Genomic DNA, 18,698 nt, shown 5'->3' on the forward strand with positions numbered 1-18,698 from the left:
GGGTATCGCCTCGGCCCAATGCGATGGCGGGTTCGATCAGCGCGGTGATGGACGTCCGGATCCGCAGGGCCAGCCGATAGGCTGCCCAGATGCCCATGGCGATGATCGCCAGGCTGACCGCCAGGACCCAGATCATGGAGCGCCACAGGTCGGCCTGCAGGGACGCGATGGGCGCGCCGATGGCCACGGCCCACATCCGGTCCCGGCTATGGCTGAAAGCCGTCAGCACCGGCACGCCTTCCTTGGTCGTGCTGTGCAGCGTGCCGTCCTGCTGGCGGCGCACCGCAACGGCCAGCGTCGGCACGGCATGCTGGCCGATATACCGGGCTTCTTCGCGCGTGCGGCCCACGATCAGCGCCTCCTTGTCCAACGCGGCGGCGACCCATCCCGCCGGCAACGCCTGCCGGCGCAGGATCTGGCTGATGCGCTGCGGCCTGATCTCGGCGAACAGGCCGTACTGGACCTGGCCTTGCAGGGTCACCGGAATCCCGACGGCGATGGTCTGCTCGCCGCGCAGGGCGGTGTTGAACAGGTTCGTGACGACGCCCTGCGGCGATCGGGCCTGCTGCCGGATCGCGTCCGGCAGGACGCTTCTGATCGGGGGGCTGGGATAGGGCGCGCTGCTGTTGGCCACCAGCATGTCGTGGTTGTCCAATAGCACGTAACCATCGACATTCTGCAATTGCAGCGCATCCTGCAGCCGGCGGTGGAAGGCGCCCAGCTTGCCTTGCTGCAGTTCCTCGGACGTCGCCAGTATCCGCAGCCCGGATTCGACGCCGCGCAACTCGCGCTCCAGTTCCGCGACGAGCGTGCGCGCCATGCTGACGGCCGTCTCGTAGACGCGCTCCTTGCGCAGCAGATAGTCCTCGTAGGCGGCCGCCGAGGCCACCAGGATGGTCGGCACGGTACAGGCTATGCCCAGCCAGAGCAGGGCGCGTCGGATGGAGGGCAGCTTTCGAGGCGAGGAATGCTCATCATCGATTGCCGCCATGGCCTTTTTCCTGCAGACAGGGTTCAGTCATCGTGACGGGCATGGTGCGTAGCAGTAATTCGAATTCTGGCTACATGGTTTAATTTCTTTGATAATGATCTGAAAGCTTGCGGTCATAGTCAAACACTTAATCGGGGTGTGCGGTCTATGGGGAAGTTTGTAACAACGCTGGTTTTTGTTATCGGACTTGTCTTCGCTGCAACGGTGCCGATTTACTTTGGGCTTGAACTATCCACGCAATTCGCCATCGAGCGTGCCAAGACGCAGGCCAGGACGCTCTCGGCGGCGGTGCTCGCACGCGCGGACCTCGTGTCTTCGCAACTGCAGGACCTGAGCCAGTCCCTGCGCGCGCTGAGTGGAAAGCTGCCCTGCGCCGCCTATGCGCAGTCTGAAATGGGCAAGCGGGTCCTGCAATCCCCGGTGCTGCGCGCCATCGCCTATGCTGACGGAACGCGCATCGTCTGTTCTTCATTGGGACGCACGCTGGACGGCCTGGACCTCGGCCCGCCGGACTTCGTGTCGCTGCAGGGCATGCGCGTATGGCCGGACGTGGCGCTGCCGGCCGCGCCGGAATTGCGGTACATCGCGCTCTCCTTCAACGGCTACACGATATTCCTGAATCGCGGCGACTACGTGAACGCCATGACGCTGCTCGAGCCGTCCGCGACCATCGGCTTGTTCTATCCCGGCGAAACCAACCGCTTTTTCGGCATCGGCTATGTAAAGCCGGAATGGCTGCAGAGCGCGGCGACCAGGCAGGCCGTGGTCGGGGAGCTGTCGGGCACGGTGCTGGCGATCCTGCCGTCCTCGCGGTTCCAGCACGTGGCGGTGGTGGCCATTCCCCCCGATGCGTACCTGCACGACTTCGCGGGCACGCGATGGGCGGTCGCGGCGGCCGGCGGGGTCGCCGGCGTGATGCTGTGCGGCGTGATCCTGTGGCGCAAGCGATGGGCCCGCGACATGCCCCAGCTGCTGCGCCGGGCGATACGGGACCGGGAGTTCCATCTGGTCTACCAGCCCATCGTCGATATCCGGACCAAGCAATGGATAGGCGCGGAGGCGCTGCTGCGATGGAAGCGCCCCTATGGCGCCGAGCCGATGGGGCCGGACATCTTCATACCGGCGGCCGAGCGTTGCGGCCTGTCCGAGGAGATCGCGGCGCTGGTGTTCGATCTGGTGGCCGAGGACCTGCCGGTCATCGAATCGCATGTGCGGGGCTTCTACGTCTCGTTGAACATCTCCGCCAACGAGGTCAAGTCGGGATCGGGCCGGGCGCTGGCCGAAAGGCTGCTGCAGGAGACCGGCCTGCCGCCGTCATGGATCATCATCGAGCTGACCGAGCGGGGGTTGCTCGAGGAGAACGCCAGGGAAACCATAGACGGCATCCGCGCCTTGGGGGTGAAGGTCGCGATCGACGACTTCGGCACGGGCTATTCCAGCCTGGCCTACCTGGGGGCGTTTCCGGTGGATTACCTGAAGCTCGACAAGGTCTTCACGCAAGGGCTCTCCGAAAGAGGCGCCAAGCGCACGGTGGCGATGCAGATCATCGAGCTGGCCAAGTCCCTGGATATCGAAGTGATCGCGGAAGGCGCGGAGACCGAGGAGCACGTCAACGAGGTGGCCGCGCACGGCGTTTCCAAGGTGCAAGGGTGGTACTTCGAGCGCGCCCTGGCGCTGGACAAGCTGCTCGAGGCGCTGCCCGTGAAGGGCGGGCGCGTCCTGCACGAGGACGGGCAGGACGTCGACGAAGCGCCGGCGCGGCGGCATCCCGCAGGCTAGCCGCCCGGCCGCCTGGAACCGTCCTGGCCGCGCCGCACACTCAATCCCTGCGTGGGACGCCGGTATCTGGACCGCCGGCAGGGCGCGCGCCTGCCTGATTCACGGCGCCTGCCCGTCCGCGCATCGCGTCGGCCGACGCGGATCCACGCATGCACAGGGAGACCCGGATGACGATCAACCGCGACAGCATCAAACCGTCAGGAAGCCCGCTGGCCGCCGGCAAGCCCGTCCAGCCGGCCGCGCGGCTGGCCCAGGAACGGATATCGGGTCTGGTCGCGGTCGTGCCGCCATCGGGCGTCGGCCGGTCATATGCCAGTCGCTTCCATTCCGGCCTGGCCGGACTGTGGAACGCCATCAGGGCCTGCTTTTCCCCGGACGCCAGGACGCAGGCAGGCGAGACGGCCCGGCGCCCGACAGCGGCGGCCGCCGCGCCCCGGGCGGCGCCGATCGACCCCGAGGCGAGCCAGCGCGAGGCGATGGATGCGCTGTACGCGGCCCTGGAACAGCCGGCCGACGGCGACAACCTGGACGCCGTGGTCCACGGATTGCGCCAGGCCGTCGGGGGACCGCAAGCGGAACACCTGACATTCGCGCAGACGCTGGATGCCGCGATAGAAAAGGCGATGGACAGGTACCGCGACTTTCACATGCCGGATTCCGATTCCTCCAACGAATCCTGGCTGCGGCATCTGCGCCGGCATCCGGACGTGGCCGAAAGGGCGCTGGACGCGCTGCCGCACGCGTTGCGCGCCAAGGCCCGGGCGCTGCTGTCGACCGTCATCTGGAACATGGGCTACGGCCATGCCGAGGCATTCTCCTTCCTGCTGCTGGCCCGCAAGGTCCAGGCAAGCATGGCCTGCGTCACGGCGGATGATGCGCGTTCCACCGGCGACAACCCTTACGTCGAACAGGCCCTGCGTTCCCCCTGTGGCTTTGCCTATGATGCGCCGGACCTGGGCTTGCCCGGTCTGACGCTGGACACGCCCGATGCGCGTCTTGTGGATCTGGTGGAAAACCTGTCCTGGCGCTATCAATCCGGGATCTACCCGGCCAGCCATGGGCCGGACGTGACGCGCGCGGCGATGACCGGCTTCAAGGCCCTGACCCCACAGGAACTGGACAAGCTGGAGCTGATCACCCGGCTGCGCTGTGGCCAGCGGAAGTTTGCCGTGGCGACTGGGGAGAACTTTCTCACGGGCGAGCAGGGGCAGCCGCTGGGCTACTTCATGCGCGACGCGCTGCGAGCCTGCTACGAAGCGCGCATCGGCCAGTCGCTGGCGTCATGCGTGCGCGCCCTGCGGCGGCAGGGTTTTCCGCAAACCTATGCCAGCAATATGCAGGCGGCCCGGTCGATGATGGCGTCCGCCGTCGGCAAGGTGCTGGGCAGCGCCGGCCATTACGCGCACACGCTGGATGCGTCGCTGCCGCCCGACGCCGCCTCGGCTTCGCGTCAGTTGCTGCATGCCGGCCTGGCGCAGCAATCGGCAGAGGACGCCGAACTGATCATGGGCCTGTTGGAAGGCGCTAGCGGGATGCCGCGAGCGACGGACTGATCCCGCTCGCTGCCGCATTCTCGCGCAAGGAAGGGGCGCATCCCTGGATTCCCGTCGCCGGCTCAGATGGCGATGGGTTCCAGCCAGCTCCGCTCCACGACGCGAAAGCCGATCAGCACCGGCCGCTCGCCGGACGGCACTTCCCGCACCGGGCGGACGACGCTATCGTCGTGGCGCTCCCAGCCGGCGGCTGTCTTGCGGTACATCCAGTAGTGGCCGACGTTCGCTGCATCGTCGAGCGGGTCCGCTCCCGCCACGCCAGCGTGCATCACCACGGCGACGGGCTCCAGCGTGACCAGGTATTCCTGCTCCACCTCCAGATCCATGATGCGCAGGCTGACCGTGCCGTCATAGCGGATGCGCGTGGCGGCCAAGTCGGCCATGCCCACGGGAAATCCGATGCGCAGGTTGAATCCTTGCAACTCGTTGATGTTGCGTGCCGCCAGGCCGTGCGCGCAGGACGGACCGGCTTCCCCTGAGTGCGCCGGCATGTCGCTCAGGGATTTGTTCAGGATCGATTGCAGATCCAGGCCGCCGTCATGGCGTTCCAGCCTGACATTGACCAGGCTGGTTGGCAGGCCGTAAGGCTCGGTCGGCAGACCGGCGCCGGGAATCCTGCAGAGCCGCAGCCGGTGCGAGGGCTGGTTGTCCAGGTCCATTGCCGCGATCAGCCCTTCCGCGAAGTCCGCCGCGTCGTGTTGCCGATAGGGCGACGCGTTGCGGAACAGCGCGAATTCGGGAGCGTCCTGCAATGCGGAAAACAGCCGGCGCAGATCCGGCTCCAGCGCATCGGAGCGGGTTGCCAGAGCGCCCATGAAGTCCGCGATGGCCCGATGCGAGGCGGTCGCGCTGGCCGGCAGCTGCGGTGTGTCGGGGGCGCGTTGCACCGCGCGCGGGCCATACGCGCTCAGCACGAATTTCAGCGCGGCGTTGGCGTAGCAGGTGTTGCCCAGGTTCGGCAGGCCGGGCAGCGCAACCGAGGGCAGCTCCGTGCCGTTCTGCGCGGCAGGGGCCTTCACGGGCCGCGGCCTGGGGGTATGCGGGAGAGTGGATGATGTGGCGCGAGAGCCGGGTGATTCCTGGTCCCGAACCCCGCCCGGAGGCCGGCCTTGCCGGTTCCGTTCGAGATCGTTCCTGGCTCGCGAGATCACCCTGGGCGTCAGCGCGCCATCCAGGCTTATCCTCACGCGCCGCAGCATGCCCGATGTGGCCTGGGCGCCGTATTCGCAGGACAGGGCATGCAGGAACAGCCCGGTCGCGCGGGCGTTCTCCATTCGATAGCGCCTGGGCGCTGGAAAATTCTTCAATAGCGGCACGCAGCTGAGCAGCCTGACGAACAGCCCGGGCTGGCGGGCGCCGGCGATGGCCGGGTCGCCCTGGGCGTTGTCGATGAGGACGAGACGGGCGTGCTGCGGTGGCATGGCGAGAAAGGCGTTGAGGGCGATGCCCATGAGTACCCCTTGCAGTCGGATTGGCGACGTGGCCTGCAGGCGCGGCATGGCGAGCCTGCAGACCCGTCGGGCGTGCCTCGAACGATTACTCCGGGATCAGGGGGAAGACGCGTGTCAGCTCGTGCTGCGATACACGGAGTTGAAGATCAGCCGGCAGCCTGTCAAAACAGGCGTTAGCATGATCGTCGCCGCCGATGCCCAGCATCATGTTGGGGTACTTGCGCAGCAGCCTGGCATAGTCGTTCTCGTCAAGATTGGGGTTGTTCGTAATCCAGAGGGCCTGGAGCCGGTTGTCCGGTTCTTGAGTCTCCGTCAGTTCGTCGATGTGCGCGCTCGTCAGAGAGCAATCTGAAAGATTCAAGAAGGACGGCAGGTTCCGTTGTGTCAATGGCTTCAGTTCGCCTTCCGGCATTGCCGTGCACGATACGTCCAGCGTGCGCAGCGTCGGAACCCAGGCGAGGCCGCTCACCAAGGATCCCAAGTCCGCGTTCGAGATGCATATCTCCGACAGCTTGGTAGCGGCAAGGCCTTGCAACATGGGCATCCAATCGCTCTGTCGAAGAAGCAGCTTGTTGTTATGCAACCAGATCGTCTGCAATCCTCTCCAGCGGTTGTTGTTGTCCTCCGGCAGTCGGGAGATGTTCGTGCTGCTGATATCGACCGCAGTCAGGGGAAGTCGATACAGCGCGTGGAGGCTGGCTTCGGACAGGTCGCGGTTGCCGGCGACTCTCAATCTGCTGATCTGTGATTTCTCGGGTATTCGGGATGCGGACAATTGCGCGCTTCCGTTCGAGCCGATCCTGTTGTCGGACAGATCAAGCCCTTCCAGCGTAAGCATGCCCAGCAGTTCATGCGCGCCCTTTGCGCTTACTTGGTTGTTCGAAAGATCAATCAGCTTCACGCTGCGTGACTGCGCCAAGGCGCTGGCTCCTGTGTCGTCGATACCGGAGCCCAATGCCGTGAAACTCCGCAGCTCGGGCAGTTTCCCCGCTGCGATCAGAAACGATTGCATCGCTGGGATAGCGCCGCCCAAACGTATTTCCCGCAGTGATTCCGGTAGCACTACCGATCCGTCGCCTTGCATGTAGCCAGAGATCTCGGCCGCCTGGAAGCTCTCTATGGGCAGCTCTCGCATCGCCAGCAGCGCTTCCGGTGTGATCTGGAGGTCGAAGAATTCGACTGCCTTCGTGTCGCGGGGGAAAAGTCGGACGTGATCGGCGGTGACCGTTTTGACGATATCGCTGGTCAAGGTCACTTCGCCGTCCCGGTACCATTTGTCTTGAGCCTGCGCGAAGCGGGACAGCTCGGTGTTCGCGGGCGCGGGTTTTGGGATAGAACCGCCGGGGGCCGACGCCCGAGCGGTGGATGGTTGGGCCGGTCTTGGCCTGCCAGACGGTTGTGTTGTCGTGGTGCTCGAATTGCCCGCGGGCGAGGGGGGCGGGGCAGGCTGTTTGTTCGAATTGGATTGCGGGGAGGACTGGCTCCAACCACTGGCCGTTTTCTTCCAGCCCCCCGTCGTTTGCGCCGGGGGTTGCGCCGAAGGCGCTCGCGACGGTTGCTGCGGATGATTGTTTTCGCGCTTTGGCGCCGGTCTTGCTGACCCGGAAGATGCGCCAGCCTGCTGTTGCCAGAATGCCTTCGCGGATCCTTGAGCGTTGCCTTCCGGAGCCTGGGATGACGTTTGAGGATGCGCAGGCTTGCCTGCCGGCTTGGGCGCCGCGTCGGCCGAGCTCTTGGACGCCGGGGTCGTCGGCTTGGGCGGCGCAGCCGTCGATTTGAAGGCGGCGCCGGATGCGGGCTGCGGCGGCCTGGGCGGCACCCGGTCCTTGCCGGACGGGGCCGTCTTGAAGCCGGCGCGGCCAGTGGGCGGGGAGGGCTTGCGGTCTTGCGGCTGCGTGGCGCCGGGATCAACCTTGGGGATTCTTCCAATCGTCATCGTGCATGTTCCTTGAGATGCGTGCGTTCAGGAATGGCGCGTGGGCATTGCGCCGTTCCGCTGTTATCTATGCCTGCCGATCGGCCAGGCCAGTTACGGGATATTGGTGAGCACCTCCATTTCGACTCCGTTCTCGGGATCCACTGGTGGGTCGTCGTCATGGCCTCCGATCTGGTCGTCGGCAAGAGTGTCCGGCGGTGGTTGCTGATCGTTCTGCTGCGGATTTCCCTGCAGCGCCACGTGTCCCGCGTTCTGCTGGTGGGGCTGTTCCACGGCCGGGTTCTGTGGCGGCGCGGAAACACGGATCAGCTGTCTAGCGGGATCGGCGAACAGCGCATTGACGGCGCAGCCCACCAGGGCGAAGGTCACCAGCTTCATTTCGGTCGATGCGTTCGTCGCATCGATGATTCCAGGGGCGATGCTGGACGCGGCCCAGGCGACGGCCAGGCCCAGGGCAACCTTCATGCCCAGCTGTGCGCAGGGTTCGGGCACGATGTGGCGGTTCTCATGGGCGTAGCCATGGTCGTGGGTGAGGTTCTGATAACGGTCCGTGCCGCGCGCCCAGTCATAGACATGGCCGAGCAGACTGCCCGCGGCGCCCAGGCCCGTGTGCGAGCCGATGGCGGCCGCATAGCTCGCCGTCAGCGCGGGAATGGACAGCAGCGACATCCTGGGCAGGCTGTCGCAAAGGCAGCGGACGATCTGCATGACGTCCGCCGTGATCTGCTGCCGGTTGCCTGCCGGCTGCCATTGCGTGGCCTCGCGACTGTGCAGATTGGCGATGAAGGACTGCACGACTTTCGATGACACCGCGCCCGCCACGTTCGACAGATACGGCGCCAGCCGCTGGGCCAGCTGCTCCGCCGAAGCGGTCGAGAGCTTGAGGAATGGCATCGCGGCAAGCGCGGAGCCGGCGCCAAACAGCAGCGCCCCGCCGGCCGCGCCCGCGGCCTTCCATTTTTCGGCGGTTTCCGCGCCGGCATACTTTTCCACGATCCGGTAGCCCGCCATGCCGCCGACGATGAGGGCCGCGGCTCCGCCGATGGCCGCCGTGGAGTACACCGCGTGGCTCAGCGCGTCGCGCTGGGCCTGCGGTGAGCCGACGTAGTCCTTGACCGCCTTGCTCACGGCGCCGAAGACCGCGCCAGAACAGGCCGCGCCCATGACTTCCTTGGCGCGCACCGCATATCTGTGAGGGTCTCGTGCCTGTTGCTTTATCCAGTTGATTCCACCAGTAATACTGACCATGATGTACCTCCCATGACGTTTCCGGATCAGGAGTGCATGCGCGGATCCGTCAGCGGATCGGGCCTGGTGGCCGCCAGTCGCGTCAGCACGGTTTCTCCACGGCGCCACATCAGCGCCAGCTCGGCCAGGATGCAAAGGTGGGACGCGAGCCGTTCCGGCGTCGCGTCGGCCAGGCGTTGATAGGCCAGCAGCAGGACGTTGCCGGACTCCGGATTGACGGCGAAGCTGCTGCCGATCGATCCGCTGTAGAGCTGCAGGTTGGTGTGCAGCAGGTCCAGGTATTCCCCAGCCGGATCGTCCTGCGGCAGCGGGCCGAAGTCGCAATAGATGAGGATGTCGTCCCGGCCCAGGCTGTCGTCATGGACCAGGGTGAAGGCGACTTCGCCGATGTGCAGATTGCCGTGCTCGAGGATGTCGGCGCTGTTCGCCGCCTGCACGTGCTCGCAGAATGCGCTCAGCAGTTCGGTATAAGCCTGTTCACTCATGAGTGGCTCCTGTGAAGTTGAGGGGACGGCTGCTCGTCGCGGCGCCTGGCGCCGCAGCGGGCGCAGCAGTGGAACAGCACCGTGAGCACGAGATAGATCGCGCCCAGCAGCGCCAGCGCGCCATGCAGCCCCAGGGTGCTGGTCGCGGCGCCCACGATCAGCGGGCCGGCCATCTGGCCCAGCTTGTCCGACGCGCGCATCAGGCCCAGCGCGCCGGCCGTTCCATAGCCCTGCACTTGCGGCAGGGCCAGCATGTAGGGCGCCTGGGACGCGCCCAGGCAGCAGCTGGCCAGGGCCAGCGTCAGCACGGCGACCGTCGCGGCGATCAGGCCGCTGTTGAAGTACAGACCCAGCATGCCGGCGCTGCCGATCAGGCCGCCCAGGACGATCCAGCGCTTCTTGGCGCGGGTCCGGTCCACCAACTGGCCCATGAGCGGGCCCAGGTAGATCACGCCCAGGCCGTACACCATCAGCACCCGGCCGATGCTCGACGCGGCCACGCCCTCCGCTTCCAGGTACAGCGGCAGCGCGTAGGAAAGCAGGCCGACCTGGGACATCGCGAACGGCGTCACGCTGGCGATCAGCAGCAGGGCGAAATCCCGGCTGCCCAGCAGGCTAGCGGTCCTGCGCAGGTGTTCGCGCGCGGTCGTGGCGATCATGCTGGCCCCCAGCGTGGGGGAGGGATGGGCGCCGCCGTTGTACGGGCGCAGGAGCAGCAGTACGCCGGCCAGCGGCGGGAGCAGCGCGACCGCTCCCGCGACGAACACGGCATGCGGACCCAGCTGCTCCATCAGCATCGCGCCGACGGCGGCGCCGGAGAGATGCCCCGCGAACAGCCCGGCGATCAACCCCGTCATGTTGCGCCCTCGACAGTCCGCCGGGCTGCGCGACACCACCAGGCCCTGCAAGCCCATCCAGGTCAAGCCGTATCCCAGGCCGACCAGGCCGCGAGCCAGGATGAACTGCGGCAAGGTCGCGGCGGCCAGGCAGGCGAGCATGCCCGCGCAGCTCAGCGCCAATCCGATCAATACCGGCACGCGCCAGCTCTTCAGGTCGCTCAGGCGGCCCGCGCACAGCGCGGCGACCAGGCCGCAGGCCATCTCGGCGGAGATGGGCAGCGCGATCATGATGTTGGGAGGCAGCGACAGGCCATCGGCCGGCAGCGAGCGGGCGAACAGGGGCAGGAATCCCAGCGGCAGCGCCCAGGCGAACAGGAAGCCGAACATGACGGGCCGCGTCGCGCGGCCCACGTCGCGGCCGTCCTGCATGATGGCGCCAACCGTGGGGCCGCGTCCGGCCAGCAGCGACAGGAGCAGCAGCATTTCGATGGCGGCGACCATGGCCACGGCGATCACCGTAGCCGCGTCCAGGGCGCGCGCCAGCACGCTGGAGGCAATCACCGCCTGGGATAGCTGGATGATCAGGCTGCCGCGCGACTGGGGCGGCGCGCTGGCCGCGCCCAGCGGCAGCGTGATGGTCAGTTCGCTGGCCTGCGCTGGCGCGCCCGCGCCCGCGTCCGGCGCGCCGCCGCGCGCCAGCGCCTGGCCGTCCGCATCGGCCAGCTCGACGCTGGCGATGGTGGGGAAGGTCGCGATCAGCCGGTCGAACGGCGCCTCGACGCCGCGCAGCCTGCCGGTCTCCACGCCGTAGGCCAGCACCCGGTTCAGGTCGCGCTGCAGGCCCTCGGCCAAGTCCTGGGCATTGCCTCGGGTCACGTCCAGCCAGGCGTCGCGAAAGGTATGGACGGTGTACCCGGCGTACACGCCCTGGGCGATCATCAGGGCCAGCAAGGGCGCGGCGAAACGGCCGCGCCGTCCGCGCACCGGCCCCGGAGGGGCGAAGATGCGGCGGGAGGCCACGGCCAGGCCCAGGGCGGCGACGAGCGTCACCAGCACCAGCATGCGCAGATTGTCCTTGACCAGCGCGCGCGACGCTTCGGTATTGCGCTGCGTGGACAGGATCACGGCGCCTTGCGTGACGCCGGCCGCGTCGCGCAGCGGCGTCGCCAGCGTCACGCTGCCGGGCAGGCGCAGCGCCAGCGCGCCGCCGGCGCGCCGCGTCATGCCCTTGGGCAGCACGCCGGTGGCGGGCGCGCCCAGGGCGCGCAGCAGTTGCTGCACGCCAGGAACGGCGCGTTTTTCGGCGGCCAGCTCGCGGCCATCCAATAAATGGACGGCCGCGCCGCCCAGGTGCGCGGTCGCCTGGACGCTGTCGTGCAGATGCCGGGCCAGCCCGAAGTACTGGCCCAGCGGCTTTCCCAGGCGCATCCCGTTCTCGATGCGTCCGCCGATCTGGCGCGCGGCCACTTCCAGGCGGTCGGCGGTCATGTCGGTGATCTGCCGGTTCAGGGCCGACAGGCTGAGCACGCCGATCAGCGCCTGCGCCAGCAGCAGCATGGCCAGGCAGCCCAGCGTCATTGGCAGCGCCGGGCGGGCGCGCGTCTTGCGCCACAGGCGGCGCAGCAGGTATCGAGCGCGCCTCAGCATGGCCGGGCCGCGCGCGCTGTCGGGGGAGGAGAGAGTAAATGCGTGGCGTGGGGCATGGCGTCGTCTGTCCGTATCGTTGGTTCGCTCGTGTGAAATTGAGTGACGGCTTGACGAATCCGGGTTCCGTCCGCGTGGCGGCGCGACAGGGAACCGGGGCGGATCGGGGGTGACTCAGAGGGCCCAGCCCTTTTTCCCGGACCGAACATGATCCTGCGCTTCCTGCTTGCCGCCTTGCTCTGCCTGCCTCATTCCGCCTGGCCCCAGGATGGGCCGCGCGATCAGGCGGGGCCGCCCCAGACCGCTTTCTTTCCGACCGCGCCGGTGGCCAAGGCGAACGGCGCGAAGTGGCGCATCGGCTACTACGAAAGCGGCGACTACGACGACTACCCGCGGATCCTGAGGGCGATCGCCGCGGGGCTGCAAGAGCTGGGCTGGATCAGCCTGCCGGCGATCCCGCAGAACCTGGGCGGCCGCGAGCTATGGCAGTTCCTGGCGCGCAACGCGCGCAGCCAGACCATTGAGTTCGTCGGCGACGCCTATTGGAAGCCGGCCAACTTCGACGAGGCCTCGCGTCCGGCCGTCAGGCAGCAGGTGGGCGTGCGTCTGGTCCAGGGTCAGGACATCGACCTGGTCATCGCCATGGGCACCTGGGCCGGGCAGGACATGACCGCGCTGGGCGCGCCGGTGCCCACCATCGTCGCGTCCACCAGCGACGCGGTCGGCGCGCGCATCGTCGCCAGCGCACAGGACAGCGGGCTGGAGAACATGCACGCGCGCGTCCAGCCGGAGCGCTATCAGCGGCAGCTGCGGCTGTTCCACGAGATCGTGGGCTTTCGCAAGCTGGGCCTGGTCTACGAGGACAGCCCCTCGGGGCGCAGCTATGCGGCGGTCGACGCGGTGCGGCAGATCGCGATGGAGAAGGGCTTTTCCGTGCGCGCCTGCGACGCGCGCTCCAGCGGCGTCAGCGCGCGCGAGGCCACCGCCAACGTCCTGCATTGCTACCAGGAACTGGAGGGACGCGTGGACGCCGTGTACGTCACCGTGAGCCGGGGGTTGACCCCGGCCGCCGCCGCCCAGCTGGGGCAGATCCTGCGCGCGGCGAAGATCCCGAGCTTCTCGATGCTGGGCTCCGAGGAAGTGCGCGCCGGCCTGTTGATGAGCCTGGCGCAGGCGGATTACTCCTACGTGGGGCGCTTTCATGCGGAGACCATGGCCCGCATCTTCAACGGCGCCAGGCCGCGCCAATTGACCCAGGTATGGGTGGACCCCGCCAAGATCGCGCTGAATCTGGAAACGGCCCGTCTCATCGGCTTCGAGCCCACGGTGGACATGCTGCTGGCGGCGGACGAGGTCTACGAGACGCGCTGAGCGCCGGCCGGTCCTGCGGTCCGGCCGATCCCGCGGCCCTTGGTCAGGAGGGGATGTCCAGGGCGCGCCAGCGCGCCAGCAGGCCGAGGCGGGCGGCGCTGTCGCCGCCGGAGCGCCACAGGCGCAGCATGCGGTCGGCGCCGGTGCTGCGCGTGGCCACGCAGTGGCTCGCATAGGCCAGCCAGGGCCGGTCCCCGGGTTCCAGTCCGTCGTGGGCGACCTGGACCACGTCCCGCGCCAGGGCATGGACGGCATCGTCGGCCAGCGCATCGCGGATGGCTGCCTGGCGCAAGGCGCGCAATCGGTGCCAGCCCCAGTCGCGCATCAGCGCTTCGGCCTGGGCCAGGTTGCGCAGCAGGCCCAGCTGCAGCGCCGAGGGCGCCAGCGGCGCGCTGCGCGCGATATCGGCGCCGGCTTCATCGGCCAGCTGGCGGTCCGGAAACACCGCGCCGGGCGCGCGGCCTTCGATGTAGCCCTGCGCGCCCAGGCGCTCGAACAGGATTTCCAGGCCGCCCGGCCGGTCCCACATCTCGCGCAGCTCGTGCAGGTCCAGCGGCGCGTCGAGCCGGTAGCGCCAGCGCGCGTCCAGGAAATGGGCGAACTGCGAATAGATGAAATGCGCGGCCTGGGGAACCAGCGATGATTCCCGGCCGGTCGCGCCGTCGCGGGCGGACCAGCGCGGCGCCGCGAGAAAGCGGGCCAGGCAGGGCGCGCCGCGCAGATAGAGCGGCGCGGCGCGCTTGTAGTCCTGCGAGGGCGCGGCCGGCAGCGCGCGGCTGGCCGTGGCGGGGCCGAACATCCAGCGGAAATGGTCTCCCAGGTCCTCGAACGGTTGGGGCGGCAGCTGCTGCAGGTAATGATCGCCGGCGTAGCGCGCGTGGCGGAACATGCGATCCCACATGGTCAGGCGGTTTTCCTTCAGGCCGGTTTCGCGGCCGGCCTGCAGCGGGCTGTTGGCGAACAGCGCGATGGCCGCCGGCGCCAGGCCCAGGGTCACGTTCAGGGCGCGGCAGGCCAGCGCCGCCGGCACGGAGGTGCAGGGGCTGTTCTGCGCCTTGGCGTCGATGCCCACGCGGTGCAGCCAGCCGCGATGGTCCACCAGCTCGTCGTAGATGGGGCGGGGCGCGCGCACCCGGCGATACCACTCTGCATCCAGCGTGCAGGCAGGATGCTCCGATGCGTTGAGCAGCACGGCGTCCTCGGCGGCCAGCGCGGCCCGGGCGTCGGCCAGTTCCAGCCATACCTGGCGGGCCAGCCGGTCCAGGCCGCCAGCCTGGCCCGCGACTGGCGCGAACGAGGTCTCCAGCAGGTTGAAGCCATTGTCCACGCCGCTGACGCCGTGCTCGCCGAGCACCGCGATGTCGCGCCCGCCCTGTTCCGCGAGGCGCGCCGTTGCGTCCCGACCGCGCTTCAGGCCGGCCAGCGTGTCGAAGTACCGGACGACGGGATGGCTCAGGCCGGAGCCGCGGCGCGCGACGACCATTTCCATTTCCAGGCCGAGCGTGGCGCCGGGCGTCGGCGTGGACGGCGTTTTCGCGTCGGCGGGCGGCGTCGCGGCCCTGGGCGGGCAAGGGAAGGCGTGGATCATCGGCTGGCCTGTTCGGAGTCTCAGCGCCTTGTGTCGCACCGCGCGGGCCGGAGTTCCCGATGCCGTTGCACGGGGCGAAGGAACCGGAATGCCGCCCGGGTTACACAGCGGGCGGTATTTCCTCAACGGCTCGCGCCGCCCAGGCGCGCGGACCTTGCCGACGAGCCCTTTCCTTTCTTACGGAGCTGCTCCATGGATGTGCATACCCTTGTTTCCCAGCTCGGCGATCGTACCGGAACGCCGCTGGCCCTGGATGAAGACGGAATCCTGACGCTCATGTTCGAGAACGACGTGGAAGTCACGATGGAGTACGACGATGAACTGAACGTGCTTCAGCTCTATGCGGTGATCGGCGAGGATCCGCTGGACGACGATATCCGCCTGACGCTGTACGGCACCCTGCTGGAAGCCAACATGGCCGCGGGGGGCATCTCCGGCGGCACCCTGGCGCTGGACGACGAGAGCGGCGAACTGCTGCTGACGCGCGAGATCGACCTGGCCGTGGCGGACCTGGACCATCTGGCCAACGCCACGGAAGCCATGGCCGAAACCGCCGCGCAATGGCGCGACATCCTGGATGCGCCGCTGCAGGACGAAGGCGAGGAAGCGTACAGCGAATCCGACGCCCTGGCCTGAGCGGAAGCGGCGGGAGCGGAGAGGATGAGCCGTCCGCCGTTCCGGAAATGCGCGTCGCGCGCGACGCGTCAGCGGGAACCGTCCGCGCCCGCTCGGTCACTCAGGAAATGCGTATACGACAGCTGCGCACCGGAAGACCGCCACGGCCGCCTTGGTCCGGTGCGCGGCGCCGGGCTGGGCCTGCCCCCTGTCGGAAAACATGGTTCAGACGCGCGACTGAGCCTACTACAGAGACGAAAACATGACGATCATATCGACCCTTAACGCCGCCAAGCAGGTGGCGCGCAATGACAAGCAGGACTACGCCGCGACGTCGATGGGCACGCTGGGGAACCTGAAGTTCAAGCTGACTGGGGGCACCATGGCGCGACGCCCCGAGGGACTGTTCGGGCGGCTCGGCACGGGCCTGAAGGCGCTCAAGATGGTGTTGTTCAGTTCGTCCTCCCAGCGCGCCCAGATTCGCGATCAGGGGCAGGAACTGCGCGCGATGAAGCGCTGCGGCCATCTCTACGGCAAGCTCACCGCGGACCTGACCGAGCCCAGGAATGTCGCCAGCGTGGCAAAGACCTTGGCCCGCATGGGCGCGTCGGTGCCACAGGACCAGGGCGCGAAGCAGGCCTGGGGGAAGATGCTGGAGAAGACGCTGGACCTGGTCACCGATCAGGACCGGCAGGACATTCTGGATGGGGTGCTGGTGATGAGGAACGCGGACGTGGAGCCGGGCGGCGTTGCGCTCTCTCATGCCAGCATGATGATCCTGGATCATATCGCGCGCACGCTGATGAACGCGGGCGGCGCCAGGAGCGCCGGCCAGGCCGATGCCACCGCCGCCGTGACCAATACGGTCGCCGATGGCAAGGCGCATGAGGTGCCCGGGGTCAAGCTCACCGTGACGGATTCCGGCTCGCCCCTGACGCCGTCGAAGCCGTCCCCGCTGAGCCTGTCCGAATCCGCCGTGACGCCGCCGATTCCGCCGCGTCCGCCTGGTTTTGTTGCCACGCCGCACATGAAGCCGGCGGGCCCCTCGCCAGCGATCCCCCCGCGTCCGGCCGGTCACGCTTCCGCGTCGACCGTCAAATCCGCCGAGGCCAAGCCGTCTGGCGCGGAAACCGTGCTGCCGAAACCGGTTCCCAGCCGGAAGTCACGGGTCGCGGACATCGTGAAGCAGATCGCCGAGGCGGCCCTGAAGGAACAGGAAAAGGCGGCCGCCTCCAGAATCAAGACGCCCGGCGTGGCTCCCCGCGCCAGCGTCAGCGCGACGTCGGTTCGCGTGAAGTAGCGGATAGCCCCGCCAGGGCGAACCCTGGCGGGGCTACCGGCGCCTATCGCCATTCACAACCCAACCGGAGTGACGCCGCATGGACGTGCACACCCTAGTTTCCCTGCTCGGCGACCGCGCCGGGATTCCCTTGAGCCTGAGCGAAGCGGGCACGCTGGCGCTGCAGTTCGAGAACGACGTGATCCTGAACCTCGAGCATGCGTCCTCCGAGGACGCGCTGCATCTCTATGTCATCGTGGGCGAGGACCCCTATGACGACGACGAGCGCCTCGCGCTTTATGGCGACATGCTGGAGGCGAATCTTTTCTGCCACGACACGGGCGGCGGCTCGCTGGGGCTGGACGACGCAACGGGCGAGATCCTGCTGACCCGTCGCGTCGAGCTGGTGGTGGCCGACGTGGGCTACCTGTCGGAAGCCATTGAAACGCTGGTGGCCGCCGCCATGCAATGGAAGTCCAAGATCGCCGGCGCGGCGATGTCGGACGAGTCGATCCCGCCGGCGGGGCCGGCGGAGCCGCTTCCTTTCACCATGCGTGCCTGAACATCGCAAGGAGATCAAGCAATGACTGGAATTTCCACCCTGCACGCGGCGTCGCTGTTGCGCCGGCATGACATGAAGCTGGATTCCCACGGCGAGATGGGCACGCTGGGGAACCTGAAGTTCGCCGCCGTCGGCGGCACCGCGCCGTCCCGGCGCGCGGACTTCCTCGACAAGATCCGGATACGCCTGGGCGCGCTGAAGGATGTGCTGTTCAGCACGTCGCAACAGCGCGCGGATATGCGGGCGAAAGGCGAGGCGCTGCGCGCCCAGAAGCGTTGCGGCCACTTGTTCGGCAAGTTGACGGCGTCCATGGCCGACGGCGCCAGCGTCGCCAGCGTGGACAAGACGTTGCGTCGCATGACGGACAGGATGCCGGCTGGCGACGTCGATGGAAAATGGCGCGGGCCGTTGCAGAACGCGCTGGCGAAGGTCAATGCGAAGGATCTGGAGGCGATGCGGGACGGCCTGCGGGACCTGGAGCAGGCCTATCCTGTTTCGGTTGGCCAGCCGCCCGACAATGCCCGCGCCCTGGTCGAGCTGCTCAAGAGCATGCTCGCCCCGGTCGAAGCCGGGACCACGGGGGACAGTCCTGTCCCCGCGCAGGCGACCGAGGCGTCATCGGCATCGGCGACGGCATCGGCGTCCACGGCCTCGTCCACACAGATACCCATCCCCACGCCGGTGTCCGCACAGGCGCCGGGCGCGGCCACGGTGGGCGACGACGGTGGGTCGAATCCGCCGCAAGGACTGATTCCGCCGCCGCCTCCGCCTCCGCCGCCGCCCGTCGCGAAGTCGCCGGCGCCGAAACCGGAGCCATTCTCCGGGCCGGACCAGGCGTCCACCGAAAGAAGCCACAGCGATGTGTTGGCTGATGCCATCCGCAATCCGCAGCTGCGCAAGGCCACGCCGCCGGATGAGGCGGGCGCGAAACCCAGCCATCAGGACGCCCTGCTGGACGCCATCCGCAATCCCCAGCTGAGATCGCGCGAGCAGACGGACGAGATCGTCAAGAAGATCGTCGAGAAGGACAAGGCGAAGGTGGACGCGGCCAAGGACAAGGCGCTCACGCCGGAGCAGAAGAAGCTCGGCGGCCTGCATGGGGGGCTGATGGACGAGATCAAGGGCACCGAGGGACTCAGTCCTTCCCAGCTGAAGGGGCGCGCCAAGAAGCGCGTGGTCGACAGTCCCGAGACGCCGATGTCGAAAGCCTCATCCGGGTCCTAGCCGGAAAGTGAATCCGCGACGCGCGAGTAACCGGGGGCGCCGGTCGCTTCGACCATCCGGCGGGGAACGACGCGCGTTTCCTGATGGCCGTCGCGCCGGCCCGAGGGTGCGGCGCGACGGCTCCGCATGAATC

Annotated in this window: 13 protein-coding genes and 1 pseudogene; 7 read left to right on the plus strand and 7 right to left on the minus strand. The window is 67.9% G+C overall.

Annotated elements, in window-relative coordinates:
• Window positions 1–991, minus strand: a pseudogene (locus AC6LJ5_RS22215) (GGDEF domain-containing protein); the annotation flags it as partial.
• 147 nt (window positions 992–1,138) lie between these two features.
• Here AC6LJ5_RS22215 and AC6LJ5_RS22220 point away from each other — a divergent pair.
• Window positions 1,139–2,770: an EAL domain-containing protein gene (locus AC6LJ5_RS22220; RefSeq protein ID WP_498141632.1), complete on the plus strand. Its 1,632-nt coding sequence runs from the start codon at window positions 1,139–1,141 to the stop codon at window positions 2,768–2,770.
• 167 nt (window positions 2,771–2,937) lie between these two features.
• Complete coding sequence (locus AC6LJ5_RS22225) at window positions 2,938–4,323, plus strand: hypothetical protein (protein ID WP_498141633.1); 1,386 nt, start codon at window positions 2,938–2,940, stop codon at window positions 4,321–4,323.
• Between the two features lie 62 nt (window positions 4,324–4,385).
• Here AC6LJ5_RS22225 and AC6LJ5_RS22230 read toward each other — a convergent pair whose 3' ends face one another.
• From AC6LJ5_RS22230 to AC6LJ5_RS22250, 5 genes are all read right to left on the minus strand, one after another.
• On the minus strand, window positions 4,386–5,774 hold the full coding sequence (locus tag AC6LJ5_RS22230; protein WP_498141634.1) for a hypothetical protein: 1,389 nt from the start codon (window positions 5,772–5,774) through the stop codon (window positions 4,386–4,388).
• A gap of 85 nt (window positions 5,775–5,859) precedes the next feature.
• Window positions 5,860–7,710: a leucine-rich repeat domain-containing protein gene (locus tag AC6LJ5_RS22235; RefSeq protein ID WP_498141635.1), complete on the minus strand. Its 1,851-nt coding sequence runs from the start codon at window positions 7,708–7,710 to the stop codon at window positions 5,860–5,862.
• A gap of 93 nt (window positions 7,711–7,803) precedes the next feature.
• Entirely contained in the window at window positions 7,804–8,892 is a 1,089-nt protein-coding gene (locus AC6LJ5_RS22240; RefSeq protein ID WP_498141636.1) for a hypothetical protein, read from the minus strand.
• Between the two features lie 92 nt (window positions 8,893–8,984).
• A complete protein-coding gene (locus AC6LJ5_RS22245) occupies window positions 8,985–9,443 on the minus strand; it encodes a CesT family type III secretion system chaperone (protein WP_498141637.1) in 459 nt (152 codons plus the stop codon).
• Window positions 9,440–11,929 (minus strand): MFS transporter, encoded by a 2,490-nt coding sequence (locus tag AC6LJ5_RS22250; protein WP_498141638.1) that lies wholly within the window; start codon window positions 11,927–11,929, stop codon window positions 9,440–9,442. The genes AC6LJ5_RS22245 and AC6LJ5_RS22250 overlap by 4 nt, the downstream gene beginning before the upstream one ends.
• A gap of 204 nt (window positions 11,930–12,133) precedes the next feature.
• On the opposite strand from AC6LJ5_RS22250, the gene AC6LJ5_RS22255 reads away from it, so the two are divergent.
• On the plus strand, window positions 12,134–13,297 hold the full coding sequence (locus AC6LJ5_RS22255; protein WP_498141639.1) for an ABC transporter substrate-binding protein: 1,164 nt from the start codon (window positions 12,134–12,136) through the stop codon (window positions 13,295–13,297).
• A 43-nt stretch (window positions 13,298–13,340) separates the two neighbouring features.
• Here AC6LJ5_RS22255 and AC6LJ5_RS22260 read toward each other — a convergent pair whose 3' ends face one another.
• On the minus strand, window positions 13,341–14,786 hold the full coding sequence (locus AC6LJ5_RS22260) for a glutamate-cysteine ligase family protein (RefSeq protein ID WP_498141660.1): 1,446 nt from the start codon (window positions 14,784–14,786) through the stop codon (window positions 13,341–13,343).
• Between the two features lie 291 nt (window positions 14,787–15,077).
• Here AC6LJ5_RS22260 and AC6LJ5_RS22265 point away from each other — a divergent pair, with 291 nt between their 5' ends.
• The 4 genes from AC6LJ5_RS22265 (at window position 15,078) to AC6LJ5_RS22280 (ending at window position 18,565) form a co-directional block, all read left to right on the plus strand.
• Window positions 15,078–15,521: a type III secretion system chaperone gene (locus tag AC6LJ5_RS22265; RefSeq protein ID WP_498141640.1), complete on the plus strand. Its 444-nt coding sequence runs from the start codon at window positions 15,078–15,080 to the stop codon at window positions 15,519–15,521.
• Between the two features lie 241 nt (window positions 15,522–15,762).
• A complete protein-coding gene (locus AC6LJ5_RS22270) occupies window positions 15,763–16,800 on the plus strand; it encodes a hypothetical protein (RefSeq protein WP_498141641.1) in 1,038 nt (345 codons plus the stop codon).
• A gap of 79 nt (window positions 16,801–16,879) precedes the next feature.
• The gene (locus AC6LJ5_RS22275) at window positions 16,880–17,341 is read left to right on the plus strand and encodes a type III secretion system chaperone (protein WP_498141642.1); all 462 of its coding nucleotides are present in this window, start codon (window positions 16,880–16,882) and stop codon (window positions 17,339–17,341) included.
• A gap of 72 nt (window positions 17,342–17,413) precedes the next feature.
• Window positions 17,414–18,565: a hypothetical protein gene (locus tag AC6LJ5_RS22280; RefSeq protein ID WP_498141643.1), complete on the plus strand. Its 1,152-nt coding sequence runs from the start codon at window positions 17,414–17,416 to the stop codon at window positions 18,563–18,565.
• The last annotated feature ends 133 nt before the right edge of the window (window positions 18,566–18,698 follow it).

The sequence above is a fragment of the Achromobacter sp. 1011791174 genome (assembly GCF_059760925.1).

Excerpts from the sequence above, each read along its gene's own strand:
- AC6LJ5_RS22275 (WP_498141642.1), top strand. The coding sequence starts at position 16,880 with ATGGACGTGCACACCCTAGTTTCCCTGCTCGGCGACCGCGCCGGGATT.
- AC6LJ5_RS22220 (WP_498141632.1), top strand. The coding sequence starts at position 1,139 with ATGGGGAAGTTTGTAACAACGCTGGTTTTTGTTATCGGACTTGTCTTC.
- AC6LJ5_RS22225 (WP_498141633.1), top strand. The coding sequence starts at position 2,938 with ATGACGATCAACCGCGACAGCATCAAACCGTCAGGAAGCCCGCTGGCC.
- AC6LJ5_RS22280 (WP_498141643.1), top strand. The coding sequence starts at position 17,414 with ATGAAGCTGGATTCCCACGGCGAGATGGGCACGCTGGGGAACCTGAAG.
- AC6LJ5_RS22230 (WP_498141634.1), bottom strand. The coding sequence starts at position 5,774 with ATGGGCATCGCCCTCAACGCCTTTCTCGCCATGCCACCGCAGCACGCC.
- AC6LJ5_RS22265 (WP_498141640.1), top strand. The coding sequence starts at position 15,078 with ATGGATGTGCATACCCTTGTTTCCCAGCTCGGCGATCGTACCGGAACG.
- AC6LJ5_RS22245 (WP_498141637.1), bottom strand. The coding sequence starts at position 9,443 with ATGAGTGAACAGGCTTATACCGAACTGCTGAGCGCATTCTGCGAGCAC.
- AC6LJ5_RS22260 (WP_498141660.1), bottom strand. The coding sequence starts at position 14,786 with ATGGAAATGGTCGTCGCGCGCCGCGGCTCCGGCCTGAGCCATCCCGTC.
- AC6LJ5_RS22235 (WP_498141635.1), bottom strand. The coding sequence starts at position 7,710 with ATGACGATTGGAAGAATCCCCAAGGTTGATCCCGGCGCCACGCAGCCG.
- AC6LJ5_RS22255 (WP_498141639.1), top strand. The coding sequence starts at position 12,134 with ATGATCCTGCGCTTCCTGCTTGCCGCCTTGCTCTGCCTGCCTCATTCC.
- AC6LJ5_RS22270 (WP_498141641.1), top strand. The coding sequence starts at position 15,763 with ATGACGATCATATCGACCCTTAACGCCGCCAAGCAGGTGGCGCGCAAT.
- AC6LJ5_RS22250 (WP_498141638.1), bottom strand. The coding sequence starts at position 11,929 with ATGCTGAGGCGCGCTCGATACCTGCTGCGCCGCCTGTGGCGCAAGACG.